Source organism: Streptomyces sp. NPDC059649, assembly GCF_042734445.1.
Lineage (GTDB): Bacteria > Actinomycetota > Actinomycetes > Streptomycetales > Streptomycetaceae > Streptomyces.
The window spans coordinates 1-20,162 of sequence record NZ_JBHWDV010000075.1 but is presented as its reverse complement, the minus strand read 5'-3'; the positions used below and the strand labels follow the sequence as shown (position 1 = coordinate 20,162).

The 20,162-nt window shown below is 72.5% G+C and carries 17 protein-coding genes; 12 read left to right on the top strand and 5 right to left on the bottom strand.

Features of this window, described 5'->3' with window-relative positions:
• The first annotated feature begins 81 nt into the window (after positions 1–81).
• The 4 genes from ACFV1J_RS37405 to ACFV1J_RS37390 all read left to right on the top strand — a co-directional run bounded on the left by ACFV1J_RS37405 (position 82) and on the right by ACFV1J_RS37390 (position 5,247).
• On the top strand, positions 82–1,323 hold the full coding sequence (locus ACFV1J_RS37405; RefSeq protein ID WP_385865912.1) for a betaine/proline/choline family ABC transporter ATP-binding protein: 1,242 nt from the start codon (positions 82–84) through the stop codon (positions 1,321–1,323).
• A complete protein-coding gene (locus tag ACFV1J_RS37400; RefSeq protein WP_385865909.1) occupies positions 1,316–3,913 on the top strand; it encodes an ABC transporter permease/substrate binding protein in 2,598 nt (865 codons plus the stop codon). Before ACFV1J_RS37405 ends, ACFV1J_RS37400 begins: the two co-directional genes overlap by 8 nt.
• Before the next feature lie 135 nt (positions 3,914–4,048).
• Entirely contained in the window at positions 4,049–4,477 is a 429-nt protein-coding gene (locus ACFV1J_RS37395; RefSeq protein WP_385865907.1) for a hypothetical protein, read from the top strand.
• A gap of 47 nt (positions 4,478–4,524) precedes the next feature.
• Entirely contained in the window at positions 4,525–5,247 is a 723-nt protein-coding gene (locus ACFV1J_RS37390) for a helical backbone metal receptor (protein ID WP_385865905.1), read from the top strand.
• Positions 5,248–5,265: 18 nt separating this feature from the next.
• Here the strand turns inward: ACFV1J_RS37390 and ACFV1J_RS37385 are convergent, their stop codons facing one another.
• Positions 5,266–6,387 (bottom strand): TDT family transporter, encoded by a 1,122-nt coding sequence (locus ACFV1J_RS37385; protein WP_385865903.1) that lies wholly within the window; start codon positions 6,385–6,387, stop codon positions 5,266–5,268.
• 86 nt (positions 6,388–6,473) lie between these two features.
• Here ACFV1J_RS37385 and ACFV1J_RS37380 point away from each other — a divergent pair, with 86 nt between their 5' ends.
• Together ACFV1J_RS37380 and ACFV1J_RS37375 are read left to right on the top strand one after the other, a co-directional pair.
• Positions 6,474–7,433 (top strand): LysR family transcriptional regulator, encoded by a 960-nt coding sequence (locus tag ACFV1J_RS37380; protein ID WP_385865901.1) that lies wholly within the window; start codon positions 6,474–6,476, stop codon positions 7,431–7,433.
• A 123-nt stretch (positions 7,434–7,556) separates the two neighbouring features.
• A complete protein-coding gene (locus ACFV1J_RS37375) occupies positions 7,557–7,907 on the top strand; it encodes an SH3 domain-containing protein (RefSeq protein ID WP_385865899.1) in 351 nt (116 codons plus the stop codon).
• A 9-nt stretch (positions 7,908–7,916) separates the two neighbouring features.
• On the opposite strand, the gene ACFV1J_RS37370 is transcribed toward ACFV1J_RS37375, so the two are convergent.
• The 3 genes from ACFV1J_RS37370 to ACFV1J_RS37360 all read right to left on the bottom strand — a co-directional run bounded on the left by ACFV1J_RS37370 (position 7,917) and on the right by ACFV1J_RS37360 (position 11,103).
• Entirely contained in the window at positions 7,917–8,615 is a 699-nt protein-coding gene (locus tag ACFV1J_RS37370) for a gamma-glutamyl-gamma-aminobutyrate hydrolase family protein (RefSeq protein WP_385865897.1), read from the bottom strand.
• Positions 8,616–8,654: 39 nt separating this feature from the next.
• A complete protein-coding gene (locus tag ACFV1J_RS37365) occupies positions 8,655–10,094 on the bottom strand; it encodes an amino acid permease (protein WP_385865920.1) in 1,440 nt (479 codons plus the stop codon).
• Between the two features lie 271 nt (positions 10,095–10,365).
• A complete protein-coding gene (locus ACFV1J_RS37360; RefSeq protein ID WP_385865894.1) occupies positions 10,366–11,103 on the bottom strand; it encodes a FadR/GntR family transcriptional regulator in 738 nt (245 codons plus the stop codon).
• Between the two features lie 73 nt (positions 11,104–11,176).
• Here ACFV1J_RS37360 and ACFV1J_RS37355 point away from each other — a divergent pair, with 73 nt between their 5' ends.
• The 4 genes from ACFV1J_RS37355 to ACFV1J_RS37340 all read left to right on the top strand — a co-directional run bounded on the left by ACFV1J_RS37355 (position 11,177) and on the right by ACFV1J_RS37340 (position 16,125).
• Positions 11,177–12,544: a glutamine synthetase family protein gene (locus tag ACFV1J_RS37355; RefSeq protein WP_385865892.1), complete on the top strand. Its 1,368-nt coding sequence runs from the start codon at positions 11,177–11,179 to the stop codon at positions 12,542–12,544.
• 11 nt (positions 12,545–12,555) lie between these two features.
• A complete protein-coding gene (locus ACFV1J_RS37350; RefSeq protein ID WP_385865890.1) occupies positions 12,556–13,947 on the top strand; it encodes an aldehyde dehydrogenase family protein in 1,392 nt (463 codons plus the stop codon).
• A complete protein-coding gene (locus ACFV1J_RS37345; protein WP_385865888.1) occupies positions 13,944–14,744 on the top strand; it encodes a 3-oxoacyl-ACP reductase in 801 nt (266 codons plus the stop codon). The genes ACFV1J_RS37350 and ACFV1J_RS37345 overlap by 4 nt, the downstream gene beginning before the upstream one ends.
• Before the next feature lie 112 nt (positions 14,745–14,856).
• Positions 14,857–16,125, top strand: a complete 1,269-nt coding sequence (locus ACFV1J_RS37340) for a haloacid dehalogenase-like hydrolase (RefSeq protein ID WP_385865886.1) — start codon at positions 14,857–14,859, stop codon at positions 16,123–16,125.
• Positions 16,126–16,163: 38 nt separating this feature from the next.
• On the opposite strand, the gene ACFV1J_RS37335 is transcribed toward ACFV1J_RS37340, so the two are convergent.
• Complete coding sequence (locus ACFV1J_RS37335; protein WP_385865885.1) at positions 16,164–17,384, bottom strand: amino acid deaminase/aldolase; 1,221 nt, start codon at positions 17,382–17,384, stop codon at positions 16,164–16,166.
• 213 nt (positions 17,385–17,597) lie between these two features.
• Between ACFV1J_RS37335 and ACFV1J_RS37330 the strand changes: the two genes are divergently transcribed.
• Both ACFV1J_RS37330 and mycP read left to right on the top strand, forming a co-directional pair.
• On the top strand, positions 17,598–18,887 hold the full coding sequence (locus tag ACFV1J_RS37330; RefSeq protein WP_385865884.1) for a hypothetical protein: 1,290 nt from the start codon (positions 17,598–17,600) through the stop codon (positions 18,885–18,887).
• On the top strand, positions 18,884–20,044 hold the full coding sequence (mycP, locus tag ACFV1J_RS37325) for a type VII secretion-associated serine protease mycosin (protein WP_385865883.1): 1,161 nt from the start codon (positions 18,884–18,886) through the stop codon (positions 20,042–20,044). Before ACFV1J_RS37330 ends, mycP begins: the two co-directional genes overlap by 4 nt.
• Positions 20,045–20,162: the final 118 nt, after the last annotated feature.

Sequence of the window (20,162 nt, the reverse complement as noted above, 5' to 3'; positions counted from 1 at the left end):
AAAGGCGGGCCGAACCCGTCCCGCACCACGACCTGCCGGCGGGGGTGGCAGGTCGTTTCTCGTGCGACAAGAGAGGTATATGTGTCCAGGCTGCAAGCCGAGCACCTCTACAAGGTGTTCGGCAGACGACCCGAGGACGCGGTACGCAGACTCGAAACCGGCGCGAGCCGGGACGAGTTGCGGGCCCAAGGCACCACGGCCGCCGTGATCGACGCGTCGATCGAGGTGGACGAGGGTCAGATCTTCGTCGTCATGGGTCTGTCCGGGTCCGGCAAGTCCACGCTGCTGCGCATGCTGAACGGCCTGCTGGAGCCGACCGCCGGAACCGTGCGGATCGACGGCCAGGACCTCACCTCCCTCAGCGACAAGGAGCTGCGCGCGGTCCGCTCCCGGAAGATCTCCATGGTCTTCCAGCACTTCGCGCTCTTCCCGCACCGCAGCGTCCTGGAGAACGCCGCCTACGGGCTGGAGGTCCAGGGAGTGCCGCGCGCCGAGCGCGAGCGGCGGGCCACCGAGGCACTGGAGCTCACCGGCCTCAAGGGCTGGGAGAAGTCCTGGCCCGACGAGCTGTCCGGCGGTATGCAGCAGCGCGTGGGCCTGGCCCGGGCGCTGGCCACCGACGCCGATCTGCTGCTGATGGACGAGTCGTTCAGCGCGCTGGACCCGCTGATCCGCCGCGATATGCAGGACCAGCTGCTGGAACTGCAGCAGACCCTCAAGAAGACCATCGTCTTCATCACCCACGACCTCAACGAGGCGATGCGCCTCGGCGACCGGATCGCGGTGATGCGGGACGGCCGGATCGTGCAGACCGGCAGCGCCGAGGACATCCTCGTACGCCCCGCCAACGACTACGTCGCGTCCTTCATCCAGGACGTGGACCGCAGCCGGGTGCTGACCGCCGGTGCGGTCATGGCCGAGGTCGGCACGGTGCTCGGCAGCAGCACGCCGGAGGGCGGCACGCTCGGTACGGCCGCGGAGTTCCGCGCCGCGGCGCCCGCCACCGTCGGCGTCGACACCCCGCTGGTGGAGCTGTTCACCCCCTGCTCGGCCAGCAGCGTGCCGGTCGCGGTGACCGACGCCACGGGCGCCGTGATCGGTGCCGTTCCGGCCGAGCGGCTGCTCGCGGTGCTCGGCGAGCCCGCCGAACAGGGCGCGGCGCAGGCACCGGCGACGGCTTCCGGTGTCCCCGCCCAGCCGGTGGTGAAGACCGCCACGGAAACGGCGAAGACCGCGGTGAAGACGACGAAGACCGTCGCGGACACGGGTGACGACGAGCCCGGGGACGGCGACGCCGAGGGCAAGGTGACCGCCGGTGCCTAGGATCCAGATCGGCAGCTGGGCCAACGACGCCGTCAACTGGCTGCGGGACAACCTCGACTGGCTCTTCACCCTCATCACGAAGGTGCTGAACGGCCTCTACGACGGGATCCACACGGTCCTCGCCGGGCCCGAACCGCTGCTGCTGGCCGGCATCTTCGCGGTGCTCGCCTGGTGGCTGCGCGGACTGCCGGCCGCCCTGCTCACCTTCCTCGGGTTCGCCCTGATCGACTCGGTCGAACAGTGGGGCCCGACCGTCGAATCGCTCTCGCTGGTCCTGGTGGCCTGTCTGATCACCGTCGTGGTCGCGGTGCCGCTGGGCATCTGGGCGGCCCGCAGCCGGGTCGTCGGCGGGACGCTGCGCCCGGTCCTGGACCTGATGCAGACCATGCCGGCGATGGTCTACCTGATCCCCGGCATCCTCTTCTTCGGCCTCGGCGTCGTCCCCGGCATCGTCGCCACCATCGTCTTCTCCATGCCGCCCGCGGTCCGTATGACGGAGTTGGGCATCCGGCAGGTCGACGAGGAACTGGTCGAGGCCGCCGAGGCGTTCGGCACCCACCCGCGGCGCACCCTCTTCCGCGTCCAGCTGCCGCTCGCGCTGCCCACGATCATGGCCGGCATCAACCAGGTCATCATGCTGGCGCTGTCCATGGTCGTCATCGCCGGCATGGTCGGCGGCGGCGGTCTCGGCGCGTCCGTCTACAACGCGATCAGCTCGGTCAACGTGGCGCTGGGCGCCGAGGCCGGCCTCGCGGTGGTCATCCTCGCCATGTACCTGGACCGGATGACCGGCGCCCTCAACCAGCGGGTCTCGCCGCTCGGCCGGCGCGCGCTGGCCAAGGCCCAGGCGTCGCTGGGCGGCCTGAAGTTCCTGCGGTGGCGGCCCGCCACGCCCGTGGCCGTCGTCGGTGTGGTCGTGCTCGCGCTGGTCGCCGGCGGCATGGGCATGTTCGGCAAGAACGCCGGCCAGGGCGGCGGCAACGGCCGCCCGATCAGCATCGGTTACGTCAACTGGGACGAGGGCAAGGCCACCACGTACCTCTGGAAGGAGATCCTGGAGGAGCGCGGCTACAAGCCCAAGGTCCAGGCCCTGGAGGCCGGTCCGCTGTTCGCCGGGCAGGCCCGCGGGGACATCGACGTGCAGACCAACGCCTGGCTGCCGACCACCCACGCCTCGTACTGGAAGAAGTACCAGCACCAGCTGGAGGACCTCGGCGCCTGGTACGACAAGACGTCGCTGGAGATCGCGGTGCCCTCGTACGTCAAGGGCGTCAAGACCCTGGACGACCTCAAGGGCAAGGCCGGTGAGTTCGGCGGCAAGATCACCGGCATCGAGCCCGGCGCCGGCGAGATGAAGATCCTCAAGGACAAGGTCCTCAAGGACTACGGCCTCGACGGTGCGTACAAGGTGCAGGAGTCCAGCACCGCGTCCATGCTCAGCGAGCTGGACCGCTCGGTCCACCGGAAGAAGCCGATCGCGGTCACGCTCTGGTCGCCGCACTGGGCCTACGACAAGTACCCGCTCACCAAGCTGAAGGACCCCAAGGGCTCGTTCGGCTCCGGTGACAGCCTGCACCTGCTGGGCCGCAAGGGCTTCGCCAAGGACGAGCCCGAGGTCGCCAAGTGGATGAAGAACTTCCACCTGGACGAGAAGCAGCTCACCAGCCTGGAGAACGACGTCAAGGACGCCGGCGAGGGCCATGAGCAGGACGGCGTGCGCACCTGGCTGAAGAAGAACCCGGGCCTGGTCGAGAAGATCGCGCCGTCCGCCCACGCCACCTACGCCAAGGGCAAGGACGCCGGCAAGGCGCCCAACATCGGCTACCCGGCGTGGGACGAGGGCATCGCCACCACGTACCTCTGGAAGAACGTCCTGGAGAAGCGCGGCTACCGGCCGAACATCCGCAACCTCGACGTCGGGCCGATGTGGACCGGGCTGTCCACCGGCCAGATCGACGTGGAGACGGACGGCTGGCTGCCGGTGGCGCAGAAGCAGTACTGGGACAAGTACCGGAAGGACCTCGTCGACGTCGGCCCCTGGTACGACAAGACGTCCCTGGAAATCGCCGTGCCGTCGTACGTCAAGGGCGTGAAAACCCTCGACGACCTGCGCGAGCACAAGGACGAATTCAAGGGGAAAATCATCGGTATCGAGCCCGGCACGGGTGAGATGAAGCGGCTCAAGGACATCGTGGCACCGGCGTACGGGCTCGACGACTTCGACGTCACCTCGGCCGGGACCAGCGCCATGCTCGCCGAGCTGGACCGTGCCTACCACAAGCACGAGCCGATCGCGGTCGTGCTGTGGTCGCCGCACTGGGCGTACAGCAAGTACCACCTGACCAAGCTCGCCGACCCGAAGGGCACCTGGGGCGCCAACAACCAGATCAAGACGCTCGGCAACAAGAGCTTCCCGAAGAAATTCCCGGAGTTCCACGGCTGGCTGAAGAACTGGAAGATGAACTCCGAGGAACTCGGCAGCCTGGAGAAGGACATCCAGGACGCCGGCAAGGGAAATGAGAACAAGGGCGTCGAGAAGTGGATCGACGACCACCCGGGAATTGTGGACAAGATGGCGCCGGTGAAGTAGGCGGGTCTTTTCCCAAGGCCGCAGCGGGCCCCGTTCCCCGGCAGTCGCCGGGCGGCGGGGCCCGCGACGTGTCCGGTTCACCTGACCGGCGGCGGATGCATCGCGGACCCCGGTGCCGGATGGTTCGCTGGGGACGTGAACCCTGCGCACCTCGCCGCCGCCGCACTGATCGGCGCCGCCGCTCTGGGCCTCGTCGCGCCGGCCGCCGCGGCCGACGTCGACCCGGACCCGATGGTGGCCGGGCAGCGGGTGCGGATCAGCGACGAGCAGGAGTGCGGCGCGGTGCACGGCGCCCGGGCCGCCTCGAAGCTCTTCGGGCCGGTGACGCTGCGGCCGGGCGCGGACGGCCTGACCGGCCATGCCCGGATCGCCGACGGCGCGGCCCCGGGGCGGTACCGCGTGACCATCGAATGCACCCCGGGCGGCGAACGGGTCACCCAGCTGGTGACCGTGCGGACCGGTCGGGTCGAGGGGCTGACGGCGACCCAGGCGGCGGGCGGGCTGGCCCTGCTGTTGCTCGCCGGGGGCGCGGCGTATCTGCTGCGGCGCAGCGTCCGGCGTTAGCCGAGGAGCCCGGGGCCCCACACCCCGTCGAGCCCTAGCCTGGGCGCATGACCCGTCGTGTGGTGTCCCTGGTGCCGTCCCTCACCGAGGCCGTGGCCGTGACCGCGCCCGGGCTGCTGGTCGGGGCGACCGACTGGTGCAGCCGGCCGGCGGACCTCGACGTGGTGCGGATCGGTGGCACCAAGAACCCCGACACCGCCCGGATCGCCGCGCTGGCGCCCGATCTGGTGCTCGCCAACGAGGAGGAGAACCGCCCGGCCGATCTGGCCGCCCTGCGCGCCGCCGGGCTGGACGTCCTGGTCACCGAGGTACGGACGCTGGAGCAGGGCTTCCGGGAGCTGCACCGGGTGCTGGTCGCCGGCTGTGGACTGGCCCGGCCCGGCTGGCTGGACGCCGCCGAGGCCGCCTGGCGCGAGCCGGCCCCTCCGGTGGGGGAGCGGACCGCGGTGGTGCCCATCTGGCGACGGCCCTGGATGGTCCTGGGCCGGGACACCTTCGCCGGCGACCTCATGGCCCGGCTCGGCGTGCGGAACGTCTACGCCGGGCACCCCGACCGCTATCCGCGGATCGCCCTCGACGCGCTCAACGCCGCCGGCGCCGACCTCGTCGTCCTGCCCGACGAGCCCTACCGTTTCACCGCCGGCGACGGGCCCGAGGCGTTCCCCGGGCTGCCCGCCGCGCTGGTCAGCGGGCGCGATCTCACCTGGTACGGCCCGTCGTTGGTGACCGCACCGGCCGCCCTCGCCACGGCGCTGGCCGGGGCCCGCTGAGCCGTCCGGCGGTGCGGGCTACCGGGCCGGTGGCGGCGCCAGCAGCCGGCCGTGGGCCAGACCGCTCGCGGTGCGGGTGGCGGCCACCGCGACGGCGGCCACCAGCAGGACGTACAGCGCCACGGCCAGCCAGGTGAAGGCGGTCAGCCCGGTGTGCCGGGCCAGGCCCGCCGCCCCGGTGACGCAGGTGCCGAGCGGGAAGGTGAAGGCCCACCAGGTCATCGCGAACGGCATGCCGTTGCGGACCGCGCGGACCACCAGCGCGGTCGCGAGCGCCAGCCACAGCAGGGCGAACCCCGTCACCGGGATCCCGTACAGGACCGCGAAGGCGCTCATCGCCCGGGCGGTCGGGGCGTCGACGACGCCCGGCGCCACGTCGGCCAGGTTGCCCGTCGCGGTGGTGGACTGGCCGAGCGGGCCGAGGACCAGGAACAGCGTGGGGGTCAGGGCGAGCGGCAGCGGCCCGTGGTGGATCAGCCGGGCGACCACGAGGGGCAGCACCAGCAGCGTCGCCAGCAGCGACATCCCGAACAGCGCGTAGCAGGCCACCAGCAGCGCCCGCTGCCACTGGCCGGGCGGCAGATGGGGGACCAGGGCCGGGCCGAGGGCCGCCGAGACCATCGGCGCCACCAGCGGCAGCAGCCAGACCGGGGTGGCACCGCCCGGCTCGATGCGGTGGCGGGTCACCATCAGGTACGGGATCGCGGCGGCGGCCACCAGCCCGACGAGGGTGCCCAGCGTCCACAGCACGACGTCGGCGGCGAGCGCGGCCGGCCCGCCGATGACGTCCCGGCCGACCGCCAGCGTGCCGCCGCCGACCGCCAGCAGCGCCATCGCCAGGCACCCGTAGAACGGCGCCACCGCCGGGTCGAGGAGATGCCGGCGGGCCTGGTCGGTGTGGCGGAGCCAGTGGGCCGTACGGGCGGCCAGCAGTGTGAGCAGCAGCAGGCCGGACAGCGCCCAGACGAGCTGGTAGGCGGTGCGCAGCCCGGGGGCGGCGAGCGGCAGGGCCGGGCCGGCGGTGGCGACGATCGCCGTGCCCATCACCGTGGCGTACCAGTTGGGGCCGAGATGGCGGACCGGGCCCGAGGGGCGGGACGGGGCGGCGGGGCGGGAAGGTGCGTGCGCGAGGGTGGCCATGGCAGAAGGGTCCGGGTTCGCTGCCGCCGCCACCAGGGACGTCGTGTCTATGAGGGCATAAGCTGGGCTTATGAGAAGGGGGACGGATGAGTGACGCGAGGGTGGCCGGTGCCGGGTCCGGGACGGGTGACGTCCCGCCGGTCCCGCTGGCGCACCGGGTGCCGGATCTGGGGGCGCTGGAGCTGCTGCTCGCGGTCGCCCGGCTGGGCAGTCTGGGGCGGGCCGCCCGGGCCCGCGGGATCAGCCAGCCCGCGGCCAGCAGCCGGATCCGGTCGATGGAGCGGCAGTTGGGCGTGGCGCTGGTCGAGCGGTCGCCGCGCGGTTCCCGGCTGACCGAGGCCGGGGTGCTGGTGACGGACTGGGCGCGCCGGGTCGTCGAGGCGGCCGAGGCGTTCGACGCGGGGGCCCAGGCGCTGCGCGGCCGGCGCGACTCCCGGCTGCGGGTCGCGGCGAGCATGACGATCGCCGAATACCTGCTGCCCGGCTGGTTGATCGCGCTGCGGGCCGCGCTGCCCGGCACCGCGGTGTCGCTGCTGACGGGCAACTCCCAAGTGGTGGCCGAGCGGCTGCTGGCGGGCGAGGCGGACCTGGGGTTCGTCGAGGGGCTGGACGTCCCGGCCGGGCTGGACGGCGCGGTCATCGGGCACGACCGGCTGGTGGTCGTCGCCGCCCCGTCCCATCCGTGGACCCGGCGGCGTACCGGACTGACCGCCGCCGAGCTGGCCGCGACCCCGCTGATCCTCCGGGAACGCGGATCGGGCACCCGCCAGGTGCTGGACGCCGCGCTCGCCGGGCACGGCGGGCTGGCCGAGCCGCTGCTCGAACTCGCCTCGACCACCGCCCTGAAGGCCGCCGTGGTCAGCGAGGCGGCGCCGTCGGTGCTCAGTGAACTGGCGGTCGGCGAGGAGCTCACCGCCCGCCGGCTGGTGGAGGTCCCGGTGCGCGATCTGCGGCTCGGCCGTGATCTGCGGGCGGTGTGGCCCACCGGGCAGCGACCCGCGGGCCCGGCCCGTCAGCTGCTGGGGCTGACCCGCGGCGTGTCCTGAACCGGCCGCCGCCGGTCCGGTCCCCACCGGGTGAACGGCACCCTGGTCCTCCTGGTCGGGGTGGCGGACGACTTGCCGCATCGATAATCTGTGCGAACGCTTCATCGATCTTGAGGGGGACATATGAGGCTGAAGCTGGCGGCTCCTGCCGTCATCGCCATGGCCGCGCTCGGCACCGCACTGACCAGCGGGATCGCCACGGCCGCCACGCCCGCGACGGCGCCCGCCACCACCACGGCGCGGGCCGCGTGCGTCAACGCGCAGGCGCAGGAGAACGTGAAGATCCGCAAGGAGCGGAAGCTGAACAGCACCGCGGTGGGGCTCTTCACCAAGGGTGCGACCACCTGCATCACCGGCCGGGGCACGGGGCAGAGCTACCACCTATGCGGCCGCTCCGGCAACGACTGGCTGAAGATCACTTTCCGGGGCAACACCGGCTGGATCCCCGGCGCTTGCGGGACCAGGAGGGTCTGACGCGGCCGGTCACTCCTCGGGGGACGTCCCGCGTGCCGCCGCCACCAGGGCGTCCATGACACGCGTGTCGTCCCCCGCCTCCGGGTGCCACTGCACCGCCAGCGCGAAGCCCGGCCCGTCCGGCAGCTCCAGCGCCTCCACGGTGCCGTCCGCCGCGTGCGCCGAGACCAGCAGCCCGCGCCCGAGCCGGTCCACGGCCTGGTGGTGGTAGGTCGGCACGGAGACCGGTGCGGGCAGCGCCCGGGCCAGCAGCGTCCCGGGGACCGGCGTGATCTCGTGCTGCTCGAAGACCCCGGGCGGCCCGGCGTGCCCGTCGAGGTGCTGTACGAGCGTGCCGCCCCGCGCCACGTTCAGCAGCTGTAGCCCGCGGCAGATCCCCAGCAGCGGTACCCCGGCCGCCAACGCCGCGTCGATCAGGGCCAGTTCCCAGGCGTCCCGGTCCAGCGAGGGCGGGCCGGTGCGCGGGTCGGGCTCCGCGCCGTACCGCGCCGGCTGTACGTCCGCACCGCCGGCGATCACCAGTCCGTCCAGCCGGGCCACCGCCGCGGCCGCGGTCGCCGGATCGCCCGGCGGCAGCAGCGCGGCCAGCCCGCCCGACCGCTGCACCAGCCGCGGGTAACCGGCGGGCACCAGCGCGGCCGGCAGCGTCCACACCCCCCAGCTGGCCTCCTGCTGGTAGGTGCTGATGCCGATGAGCGGCTGGGACACGATTCCTCCGATGGGTGCTGGTGCGTTCCGGCTCGGCCGTCAGAATTCCAGTTCGTGCTCGATGGCGGCCAGCTCCTCCGCCGTGCCCTGGACCTTGGGGCCGGTGAACCACTTGCGGGCCGACACCAGCCACCAGGTGCCGGCGAAGCCGAGGACCAGGAGGACGGCGAGCGGGGTGTAGTTGAAGTTCTCCGCCGTGACCGGGCTGGTGGTCGGGAGCATGAAGAGCACGGAGATGACCACCGTCCAGCCGACCGCGATGATGCCGACGGGCTTGCTCCAGCGGCCGAGGTGCCAGGGTCCGCGCTGGAAGCGGTCGCCCTGCAGCAGGCGGAGGATGACCGGCATGACGTAGGCGATGTAGAGGCCGATCACGGCGATCGAGGTGACGGCCGCGTACGCGGTGGCGTTCCACAGGTACGGCAGCCCCAGCAGGAAGGCGCCGCCGGCGGCCAGCCACACCGCGTTGGTCGGGGTCTTCGTCCGCTTGTTGATCCGGTGCCACAGCTGCGAGCCGGGCAGCGCGCCGTCCCGCGAGAAGGCGTAGATCATCCGCGAGTTGGCGGTGACCGAGGACATGCCGCAGAAGAACTGTGCGCCGATGGCGACCAGGAGGAGCAGCTTGCCGCCGGTGGCGCCCAGCGCGTCGAGGAAGATCTGCGCCGGGGGCACCCCCGTCTTGCTGGCCAGCGCGCCGTCGTAGTCCTGGATGGCGAAGGTGATGCCGACCAGCAGCACCCAGCCGGCGACCAGGGAGACCAGGATCGACATCACGATGCCGCGGGGGCCGGCCTTGGCCGCGTCGTGCGTCTCCTCGGTCATGTGCGCCGAGGCGTCGTAGCCGGTGAAGGTGTACTGCGCGAGCAGCAGCCCCAGCAGTCCGACGTAGAGGCCGGAGTGCCAGCCGGTGTTGTTGGTGAAGTGGGTGAAGACGAACGAGGCGGACTGGTGCTTCGAGGGCACCACGACCAGGGCGCCCACGATGACCAGCACACCGAGGATGTGCCACCACACGCTGACGTTGCTGAGGAAGGAGGCCAGCTTCACGCCGAAGGTGTTCAGCAGGCCGTGGACCAGCAGCACGACGCCGAACAGCATGATCGTGTGCACCGGGGTGGCGGCGAAGCCGAACTGCAGGTCCAGCAGCGCGTTCGTGAAGGACGCGGCGCCGAAGTCGACCCCCGCGGTCACCGCGACCTGGCCGAGGAAGTTGAACCAGCCGGTGAACCAGGACCATGCCGGTCCGTGTGAGGGGGCCAGCTTCGCCGCCCAGTAGTACAGGCCGCCCGCCGTCGGGTAACTGGAACAGACCTCGGCCATCGCCAGGCCCACGAACAGTGTCATGAGGCCGACCACCGGCCAGCCCCAGGTGATCAGGGCGGGCCCCCCGGTGTTCATGCCGAAGCCGTACAGCGTCAGACAGCCGGAGAGGACCGAGATGATCGTGAACGAGACGGCGAAGTTCGAGAACGCCGACATCGAGCGCGCCAGCTCCTGGGCGTATCCGAGCTCGTGGAGGCGCTGTTCGTCGCTGGAGCGCTGAGGGGGTTGTTGGTCCTGCTCTGGGTTCGTCGCGTGCTCGTTGATGGACACCACGCCTCCGAGGGCCTCGATGATCCGCGGCGGGTACGGCCGTCGGCGAACCGCTACCAGCCCCGCAATAAAGGTATGGGGCGATACCTTTGTCTTCAGGTCGGCTGAGCGCAAGACCCCGGCGGGAAAAACTCGTAACGGGCGCGTTTCAAGGACCTCACGAGGTGCGCAAGCCCGACGAAAGGAAGCCCCGGAGCAGCGCCGCGGTCCCGCAGCAGTGCTCCCGCATCACCTCGCGCGCACCGTCCGCATCGCCCTCCAGCACGGCCTCCACCAGCGCGGTGTGCTGGGTCTGCGAGTGCTCCAGATTGCGCACCAGCAGCGGGATGCAGTCCAACAGGTCGTTGACGGTCGCCCGGACGGCGGCGTACTGCGCGGCCAGCGACGGCGAGCCGGACAGCTCGGCGAGCGTGAGGTGGAACAGCGTGTCGCGGCGGCGGTAGTCGGCGAGCGGCGCCTCCTGCGTCGCGGCCAGCGCCTCGCGCAGCCGGCCGGCCTGCTCGTCGGCCAGCCCGTGCGCCGCGCACAGCCCGGCCGCGCCCACCTCCAGCACCTCCCGGAACCGCAGGATGTCCTCGACGTCGATCTTCTCGATCCGGCGGCGCAGCTCGGCCTCGCCGTGGTTCTCGGTGCGCACCCGGACGAACGTGCCGCCGTACCGCCCGCGCCGGCTCTCCACCAGACCCTCGTCCTGGAGCACCTTGAGCACCTCGCGCAGGGTGACCCGGCTGATCTGTAGCCGCTCGGCCAACTCCCGTTCCGCCGGTAGCCGTTCGCCCTGCGGGACCAGGCCGAGCCGGACGATCTGGAGTATCTGCTCCAGCGCCTCCTCGAAGCCGTTGCCCGCCCGCACCGGCCGCAGCACCGGCGCCAGCCGGTCGTCCGTCCCGTCCATCGACACCCCTTCCCAATCAATGGTTCGTGTGCCTACCTTATGACCTCCGGATGCAGTGACAGGAGGCAATACCGTGGCAGACCGCACGCCCCCGCTCTCCGTCGAGGAGCTCAGAGCCCTCGTCGACGCCGGGGAGATCGACACTGTCGTCCTCGCCTTCACCGATATGCAAGGCCGACTCCAGGGCAAGCGGTTCGCGGCCCGATACTTCCTCGACACCGTCCTCGAACACGGCACGGAGGGCTGCAACTACCTCCTCGCCGTCGACGTCGACCTCAACACCGTCGACGGCTATGCGATGTCCTCCTGGGAGCGCGGCTACGGCGACTTCGCCATGCACGGCGACGCCGGCACCCTGCGCCGCACCCCCTGGAACCCCGGCACCGCAATGATCACCGCCGACCTGGCCTGGCACGACGGCTCCCCGGTCGTCGCCTCACCCCGGCAGATCCTGCGCCGCCAGCTGGACCGGCTCGCCGACCGGGGCTGGCGCGCCTTCGCCGGCACCGAGCTGGAGTTCATGCTCTTCAAGGACTCCTACGAAGACGCCTGGTCACGCGGCTACCGCGACATGAACCCCGCCAACCAGTGGAACGGCGACTACTCCGTCCTCGGCACCGGCCGGGTCGAGCCCGTCCTGCGGCGCATCCGCAACGAGATGGGCGCCGCCGGGATGACCGTCGAGTCCGCCAAGGGCGAGTGCAACCTCGGCCAGCACGAGATCGTGTTCGTCTACGACGAGGCGCTCACCACCTGCGACCAGCACGCGATCTACAAGACCGGCGCCAAGGAGATCGCCGCCCAGGAGGGCATGGCGCTCACCTTCATGGCCAAGTACGACGAGCGCGAAGGCAACTCCTGCCACATCCACCTCTCGCTCCAGGACGAACAGGGCCACCCGGTCCTCGCCGACGACTCCGGCCCGTACGGCATGTCGCAGGTCATGCGCCACTTCCTCGCCGGCCAGCTCGCCGCGATGCGCGACTTCACGCTCTTCTACGCCCCCAACATCAACTCCTACAAGCGCTTCCGCCCCGGCTCCTTCGCGCCCACCGCCGTCGCCTGGGGCCCCGACAACCGCACCTGCGCCCTGCGGGTCGTCGGCCACGGCCGCGCCCACCGCCTGGAGAACCGCCTCCCCGGCGGCGACGTCAACCCCTACCTCGCGGTCGCCGGCATGGTGGCGGCCGGCCTCTACGGCATCGAGCACGAGCTGGAACTCCCCGACGCCACCACCGGCAACGCCTACGCCGGCGACGCGGCACACGTGCCCACCACCCTGCGCGAGGCCGCCGAGCTGTGGGAAGCCAGCCCGATCGCCCGGGAAGCCTTCGGCGACGAGGTGGTCGACCACTACCGCCACATGGCCCGCGTCGAACAGGACGCCTACGACGCCGCCGTCACGGACTGGGAGCGCTTCCGCTCCTTCGAGCGCATGTAAGGAACCACGCTGTGACCCACGGTTCGCACGAGCTGAAGATCCTCAACCCGGCCACCGAGGAAGTGGTGGCCACCGTCCCCACCACCTCCCCCGAAGAGGTCGACGCCGCGGTCCGCCGGGCAGCCGGAGCCCAGGCGGCCTGGGCCGCGGTGGCCCCCGGCGACCGCGCCCGCATCCTGCGCCGCTTCGCCGACGTCGTCGACGCCCACATCCCCGAGCTCGCCGCACTGGAGCTCAAGGAGGCCGGCCACCCCCTGGGCAACGCGCAGTGGGAGGCGGGCAACGTCCGCGATCTGCTGCACTACGCCGCCGGGGGGGTCGAGCGGCTGACCGGCACCCAGATCCCGGTCGCCGGCGGCCTCAACATCACCGTCCAGGAACCGCTCGGCGTGGTCGCCGTGATCGCCCCCTGGAACTTCCCGATGCCGATCGCCGCCTGGGGCACCGCTCCCGCCCTCGCGGCCGGCAACGCGGTCCTGCTGAAGCCCGCCGAGACCACCCCGCTCACCGCGCTCCGGCTCGCCGAACTCGCCCTGGAGGCCGGCCTCCCCGAGCACCTCTTCCAGGTCCTGCCCGGCGAGGGCCCGGTCACCGGCACCGCACTCGTCGACCACCCCGGCGTCGCCAAGGTCGTCTTCACCGGCTCCACCGCCACCGGCCGGCAGATCGCCGCCCGCTGCGCCGCCCGGACCAAGCGGCTCACCCTCGAACTCGGCGGGAAGAGCCCCAACATCGTCTTCGCCGACGCCGACATCGAGGCCGCCGCGGCCGCCGCCCCCGGCTCCTTCCTCGACAACACCGGCCAGGACTGCTGCGCCCGCAGCCGCATCCTCGTCCAGCGGAGCGTCTACGACCGCTTCCTGGAACTCCTGGAGCCCGCGGTCAAGGCCTTCACCGTCGGCGACCCGGCCGACCCGGCGACCCAGATGGGCCCGCTGATCTCCGCCGCCCAGCGCGAGCGGGTACGGTCCTACGTCCCCGAGGACGCCCCGGCCGCGATCCGCGGCGAGGCACCGGCGGGGAAGGGCTTCTGGTACCCCGCCACCGTCCTGGAGGGCCGCCCCGAGGACCGTACCGCCGTCGAGGAGATCTTCGGCCCGGTCGCCGTCGTCATCCCCTTCGACGACGAGGCCGACGCGGTCCGGATCGCCAACGCCACCGACTACGGCCTCTCCGGCTCCCTATGGACCCGCGACGTCGGCCGGGCGCTGCGCGTCTCGCGGGCCGTCGCGGCCGGCAACCTCTCCGTCAACTCCCACAGCAGCGTGCGCTATTGGACCCCCTTCGGCGGGTTCAAGCAGTCCGGCCTCGGGCGCGAGCTCGGCCCGGACGCGCTCACCGCCTTCACCGAGACCAAGAACATCTTCATCAGTACGGAACCCAGCACCGAGGAGAGCAAGTGACCGACCAGACCGCAGTGTGCCGCCGCCTCGTCGGCCGTACCGCCGTGATCACCGGAGCCGGCAGCGGCATCGGCCTGGCCACCGCCCGCCGGCTGGCCTCCGAAGGCGCCAACGTCGTCTGCGCCGACATCGACGAGGCGGCCGGCAAGGCCGCCGCCGAAGAGGTCGGCGGCACCTTCGTCCAGGTCGACGTCACCGACTCCGAGCAGGTCGAGGCGCTCTACCGGACCGCCTTCGAGACCTACGGCTCGGTCGACATCACCTTCAACAACGCCGGCATCTCGCCGCCCGACGACGACTCCATCCTCACCACCGGCCTGGACGCCTGGAAGCGCGTCCAGGAGGTCAACCTCACCTCGGTCTACCTCTGCTGCAAGCACGCCCTGCCCTACATGCAGCGCCAGTTCGCCGAGACCGGACGCGGCGGCTCCATCATCAACACCGCCTCCTTCGTGGCCGTCATGGGCGCGGCCACCTCCCAGATCAGCTACACCGCCTCCAAGGGCGGCGTGCTGGCGATGTCCCGCGAACTGGGCGTGCAGTTCGCCCGGGAGGGCATCCGGGTCAACGCCCTGTGCCCCGGGCCGGTCAACACCCCGCTGCTCAAGGAACTGTTCGCCAAGGACCCCGAGCGCGCCGCGCGCCGCCTGGTGCACGTCCCGGTCGGCCGGTTCGCCGAGCCCGAGGAGATCGCGTCCGCGGTCGCCTTCCTCGCCAGTGACGACTCGTCATTCGTCAACGCCGCCGAATTCCTGGTCGACGGAGGGATCGCGGGAGCGTACGTCACGCCGGTGTGATCGCTTGTTGTTCACCTCCGCGTCAACGTCATGGTGGCCCGGTGTCTCCCGACGCCCGGCCGCCATGCGTTAACGTCCGCCTTCGATACCTCGTTCGACAGGAGTGCGTTCCATGGTCAACAAGCGTCGCTGGCTGGCAGCCGGTGCTGCCCTCGCGGTCGTCGGAGGCGGCGTCGCGGCCGCGCAGACGGCCACCGCGGGGCCGGTCCCGCACCACTGCCCCACCCTCCACGTCTCCAAGGGCTGGTACGGCGACAACCGTGCCAAGCTTCAGAAAATGATCGACGAGCAGGGCAGTTGCGCCGGCTCCGACGGGACGCGACCGGTCGCGACCTTCGACTGGGACAACACCGTCGTCAAGAACGACATCTCCGACGCCACGCTCGCCTGGATGCTCAAGCACGACAAGGTGCTGCGCCCCGCCAGTTGGAAGGCCACCAACAAGTGGCTGACCGAGGACGCGGCCGCCGCGCTCACCAAGGCCTGCGGCACCTCCGTGCCCGCCGGCCGTCCGCTGCCCACGTCGACCGACACCGACTGCACCGACGAGATCCTCGACGTCTACAACGACGAGAAGACCTCCGGCGGCAAGGAGGCGTTCGCGGGGGAGTGGAACCACCGGCGCACGGTCCCCTCCTACGTCTGGATCACCCAGCTGTTCGCCGGGCACACTCCGCAGGCCCTGACCTCGTACGCCGCCGAGGCGCGCAAGGAGAACCTCGCCGCCCCCATCGGTACCGAGCAGACGGTCGGCACGCACAAGTGGGCCGGCTACATCCGCTACTACGAGCAGCAGCGTGACCTCATCGGCACCCTCAAGAAGGCCGGCTTCGACGTCTACATCGTCTCCGCCTCCGCCGAGCCGCTGGTCCGCGCCTGGGCGCCGGGCGTGGGCATAGACCGCGACCACGTCATCGGCATCCGCAACATCGTCAGCCACGGCCGGCTCACCACCGGCGTGCAGGGCTGCGGCGACGTCAAGGACACCAACGGCGAGGTCCTGACGTACATGGACGGCAAGCGCTGCTGGATCAACCAGGAGATCTTCCACGTCAAGGGCGCCAAGGCCTGGCAGCAGCAGGACCGGGCGCACCGCGCCGCCTTCGCGGCCGGTGACGCCGAGACCGACGTGACGTTCGTCGGCGACGCCACCGCCGGCCACCTGGCCATCAACCGCAACAAGACCGAGCTGATGTGCCGGGCGTACGACAACGCCGACCACCGCTGGCTCGTCAACCCCATGTTCATCGAGCCCAAGAAGCACAAGACCGACCCGTACCCCTGCGCGAGCGCCGGCTACGTCCGGCCGGACGGCACCCTCGGCCCGATCCACCGCGCCGACGGCTCGGTGATCCCGGACCAGCAGGACACCGTGTACTGACCCGGCGTACCGACCGCCACCGGGAGGGCCGCACCTGCTCAGAGGAAGGTGCGGCCCTCCCCGCGGTACGTCGGCACCGTGTCCACCACCCGGTCGCCGTCGATCAGTTGCAGCGCGTCGAACCGCTCGCACAGCTCCCCGGCCTTGGCGTGCCGGAACCACACCTTGTCGCCGATCGCCAGCCCGTCCGCGGCCGCCCCCAGCAACGGCGTCTGCACCTCACCCGGCCCCTCCTGGGGGTCGTAGCACAGCCCGGCGGGCAGATACGGCACGGGCAGCCGGTCCGCGCCCGCCACCCCCGACGCCGGATAGCCGCCGCCCAGCACCGTCACCACACCGGGACCCGGCCGGCGCACCACCGGCTGGGCGAACAGCGCCGCCGGACGCCCGCTGAACGAACGGAAGTTGTCGAACAGCCGCGGCACATACAGTCCCGAACCCGCCGCGACCTCGGTGACCGCCGCCTCCGCGGCCGTGTGCTGCACGCTGCCGGTCCCGCCGCCGTTGACGAACTCCAGCCGCGGCGCCACCGCCCGCACCGCCCGTACGGCCTCCCAGCGCCGCTGCGCCAGCTCCCTGCGCGCCGCCGCCTGCATCATCCGGACCGTGCGCGAGAACACCGGCTTGCCGTCGACCTCGTCGCCCACCCCCGCCACGTGCCCCTCGTACGCCATCAGCCCCACCAGCCGGAAACCGGGGCGGCGCACCACCGTCCGGGCCAGCGCGGCCAGTTGGGCCGGCTCCCGCAGCGGCGACCGCCGGGCACCGAAGCGCACCTTCCCGCCCAGCAGCCGGTACGAGGTGTCCAGCTCCAGACACACCCGCACCTCCTCGCCGCCGCACCCCGCGGGCCGGGCCGCGTCGATCAGATCCAGCTGCGCCGGATCGTCGACCATCACCGTCACCGCGGCCGCGAGCTTCGGATCGGCGGTCAGCCCGGCGAACCCCGCCCGGTCCGCCGACGGGTACGCGAGCAGGACGTCCTCGAAGCCCGAGCGCGCCAGCCACAGCGACTCGGCCAGCGTGAAACTCATGATCCCGGCGAAGCCGTCCCGCGCCAGCACCCGCTCCAGCAGGGCCCGGCAGCGCACCGACTTGCTGGCCACCCGGATCGGCTTCCCCTTCGCCCGGCGCACCAGATCGGCCGCGTTGGCGTCGAACGCCCGCAGGTCGACGACGGCCAGCGGTGCGTCGAGATGGGCGGTCGCCCGGTCATAAGAGGCTTTGTCGCCATACACATCGGCTCGCAACTGGGGCATGGCCGCAGCCTGCCACGCCCTCTTACCACTGGGTAGGGGTGAGATCCCGACAGAGCGGACAGGACGTGGTCAGGGGTTGGAGCACCGGCGGCGCCAGCCCGTAGAGTGGCCCGACGCCGCCACCAGCAGGTCAGCGGCGTGTTGTCCGGATACCAACCCCCCTGCCCCGATTGCGGATCGGGGGCGGGGGCCACGGCGCAAGGGGGAGCGCGGGTGAGCACCGACGCAGACTTCGTCGATCCGCGGCATGTCCCGCCCATACCCCCGCGGCCGCCCCGGCAGCCCGCGGCGGCCGCGACACCGGAGCCGGACGACGACCCGCGCACGACCGTCCTGCGCCGCCAGTCCCCGGCCGAGCCGACCGTCCCCCCGCAGGCACCCCCGGCGGCCCACGGCGTACCACCGCGCCCCGCCGCCCCGCCGCCACCCCCTCCCGCCCAGCCGCCGGCCGCCGGAGCACCCCGGGCGCCGCACCCCCAGGCGCCGACCGCGCCCGCCGCGCCGCCGCGCCCGGCCGGGCGTCCGGCCGCGTTCCGCGACACCGCCGCCTTCCACCTCGCCAACAGCCAGAACCTGTGGAACGGCCGCCGCGAACCCGCCACCGCCCGCCCGGCGACCGCCCCGCCGCCCGGCGGTCCGGCCGCGCCCCCGCAGCAGCCCTGGTCCACAACTCCCCGTCCCCCGCGGGGAGTTGTACCCCACCCGGCGCCCGGCCGCCGCTTCCCCGCGGGCCGCCGCCCCACCGGCCGGCTGCTCGCCGCCGCGGCCTGCCTGGTCCTGGGCATCGGCCTGCTCGGCGGCGCCGCGGCCGGCAGCTGGCTGACCGACGACGCCGAGGACGCCCCGCCCACCGCCGAGGCCACCTTCACCAAGGGCCGCGACGCCTGGCGCAACACCCCGGTCGACACCCTCTTCCCGCGCACCGTCGAGGGCCTGGGCGTCGGCCCCGGCGGCGCCGACCGCACCTGGACCCGGATCGCGATCGCCCCCGACAGCGACTGCACCGGCGCCTACGACACCGCGCTCGCCCAGGCGCTCGCCCGGGCCGGCTGCGTCCGTCTGCTGCGCGCCACCTACCTCGACGCCACCCGCTCCAGCGTCATCACCGTCGGCGCCCAGACCACCCGGACCGACCCGGCCGGCATGCTCGCCCTCAACACCCGCTTCAGCACCGGGAGCCTGGCCGACCGCACCGACCTGATGCCGGTGCCGTACGCACCCAAGGGCACCCCCGCCGAGGGCTTCGGGCGCGCCCAGCGGGCCAGTTGGACCGTCCGGGTGCTCACCGACGTCCCGGTGATCGTCTACGCGGTCTCCGGCTTCGCCGACGGCCGCGCCGTCACCGAACCGCAGCCCGCCGAGGCCGCGGTCCGCCCCGGCGCCACCACCGCCCCCGCCGAATCCGGCCTCGGCCACGACGCCAAGGACCTCGCGGACCGCATCGAGAACGACTTCCGCAAGGCCGCCGGCACCCCCACCCAGCCCCGGGAGGACGCGCCATGACGCAAGCCCCGCTGCGCGCGACCGCCCTCGCGCTGGCCTCCGCCGCGCTCACCGTCCTGCCCGCCGTACCCGCCCGGGCCGACGCCATCCGCGCCCAGGAATGGGGCCTGCAGGCCGTCCACGCCCAGCAGGCCTGGCGCACCACCAAGGGCGAGGGCATCACGGTCGCCGTACTGGACACCGGCGTCGACGCCAACCACCCCGACCTCAGCGGCCAGGTCCTGCCCGAGAAGGACCTGGTCGGCTTCGGCGCCGGACCGGGTGACGCGGCCTGGGCCCGGCACGGCACCGGCATGGCCAGCGTCATCGCCGGCCACGGCCACGGCGCCGGCCGCCAGGACGGCGTGCTCGGCATCGCCCCGGGCGCCAAGATCCTCCCCGTCCGGGTGATCCTGGAGGACAACGACCCGCAGCGGGAACGCGCCCGCACGGAGAAGGCCGGCGCGCTCGCCGACGGCATCCGCTGGGCCGCCGACCACGGCGCCGACGTCATCAGCATGTCCCTGGGCGACGACAGCGAGTCCGCCCACCCCGAACCGCGCGAGGACGCCGCCATCCAGTACGCCCTCGGCAAGGGCATCCCCGTCGTCGCCTCCGCGGGCAACGGCGGCGACAAGGGCAACCACGTCTCCTACCCCGCCGCCTACCCGGGCGTCATCGCCACCACCGCCGTCACCCACCAGGGCGACCGCGCGCACTTCTCCACCCGCCACTGGTACGCCACGGTCAGCGCCCCCGGCGAGGACATCCTCATGGCCGGCAACGACGACGGCTACCTCTCCGGCTGGGGCACCAGCCCGGCCGCGGCCTTCACCTCCGGCGCCATCGCCCTGATCCGCTCGGCCCACCCCCACCTGAGCCCCGCCCAGATCCGCCGCCTGCTCACGTCGACCGCCCAGGACACCCCCCAGGGCGGCCGCGACGACGACTACGGCGCGGGCCTGATCGACCCCGCCGCCGCCCTCGAGGCCGCGGACGCCCTCCACCCCGCCCCCCAGAAGCCGACCCCCGCCTCCTACGGCCGCCGCTACTTCGGCCCCGGCCCCACGGACGACGCGCCCGAAGACACCCCCACCAACTGGCTCCCCTGGACCGCCGCCGCCGCAGGCATAGCCCTCCTCACCGCCGCCACCCTCCTCCGGCGCCCCCGCCGCTGACCCCACACCAGCCCCCACCGTCCTTAACTTCCCCCAACGGGAGGGGACGGGCCGGAGGGGCCGGTTGTGTGGACGTAAAGCGAAGCAGTCCACACAACCGGCCCCGGAGGACCGTCAC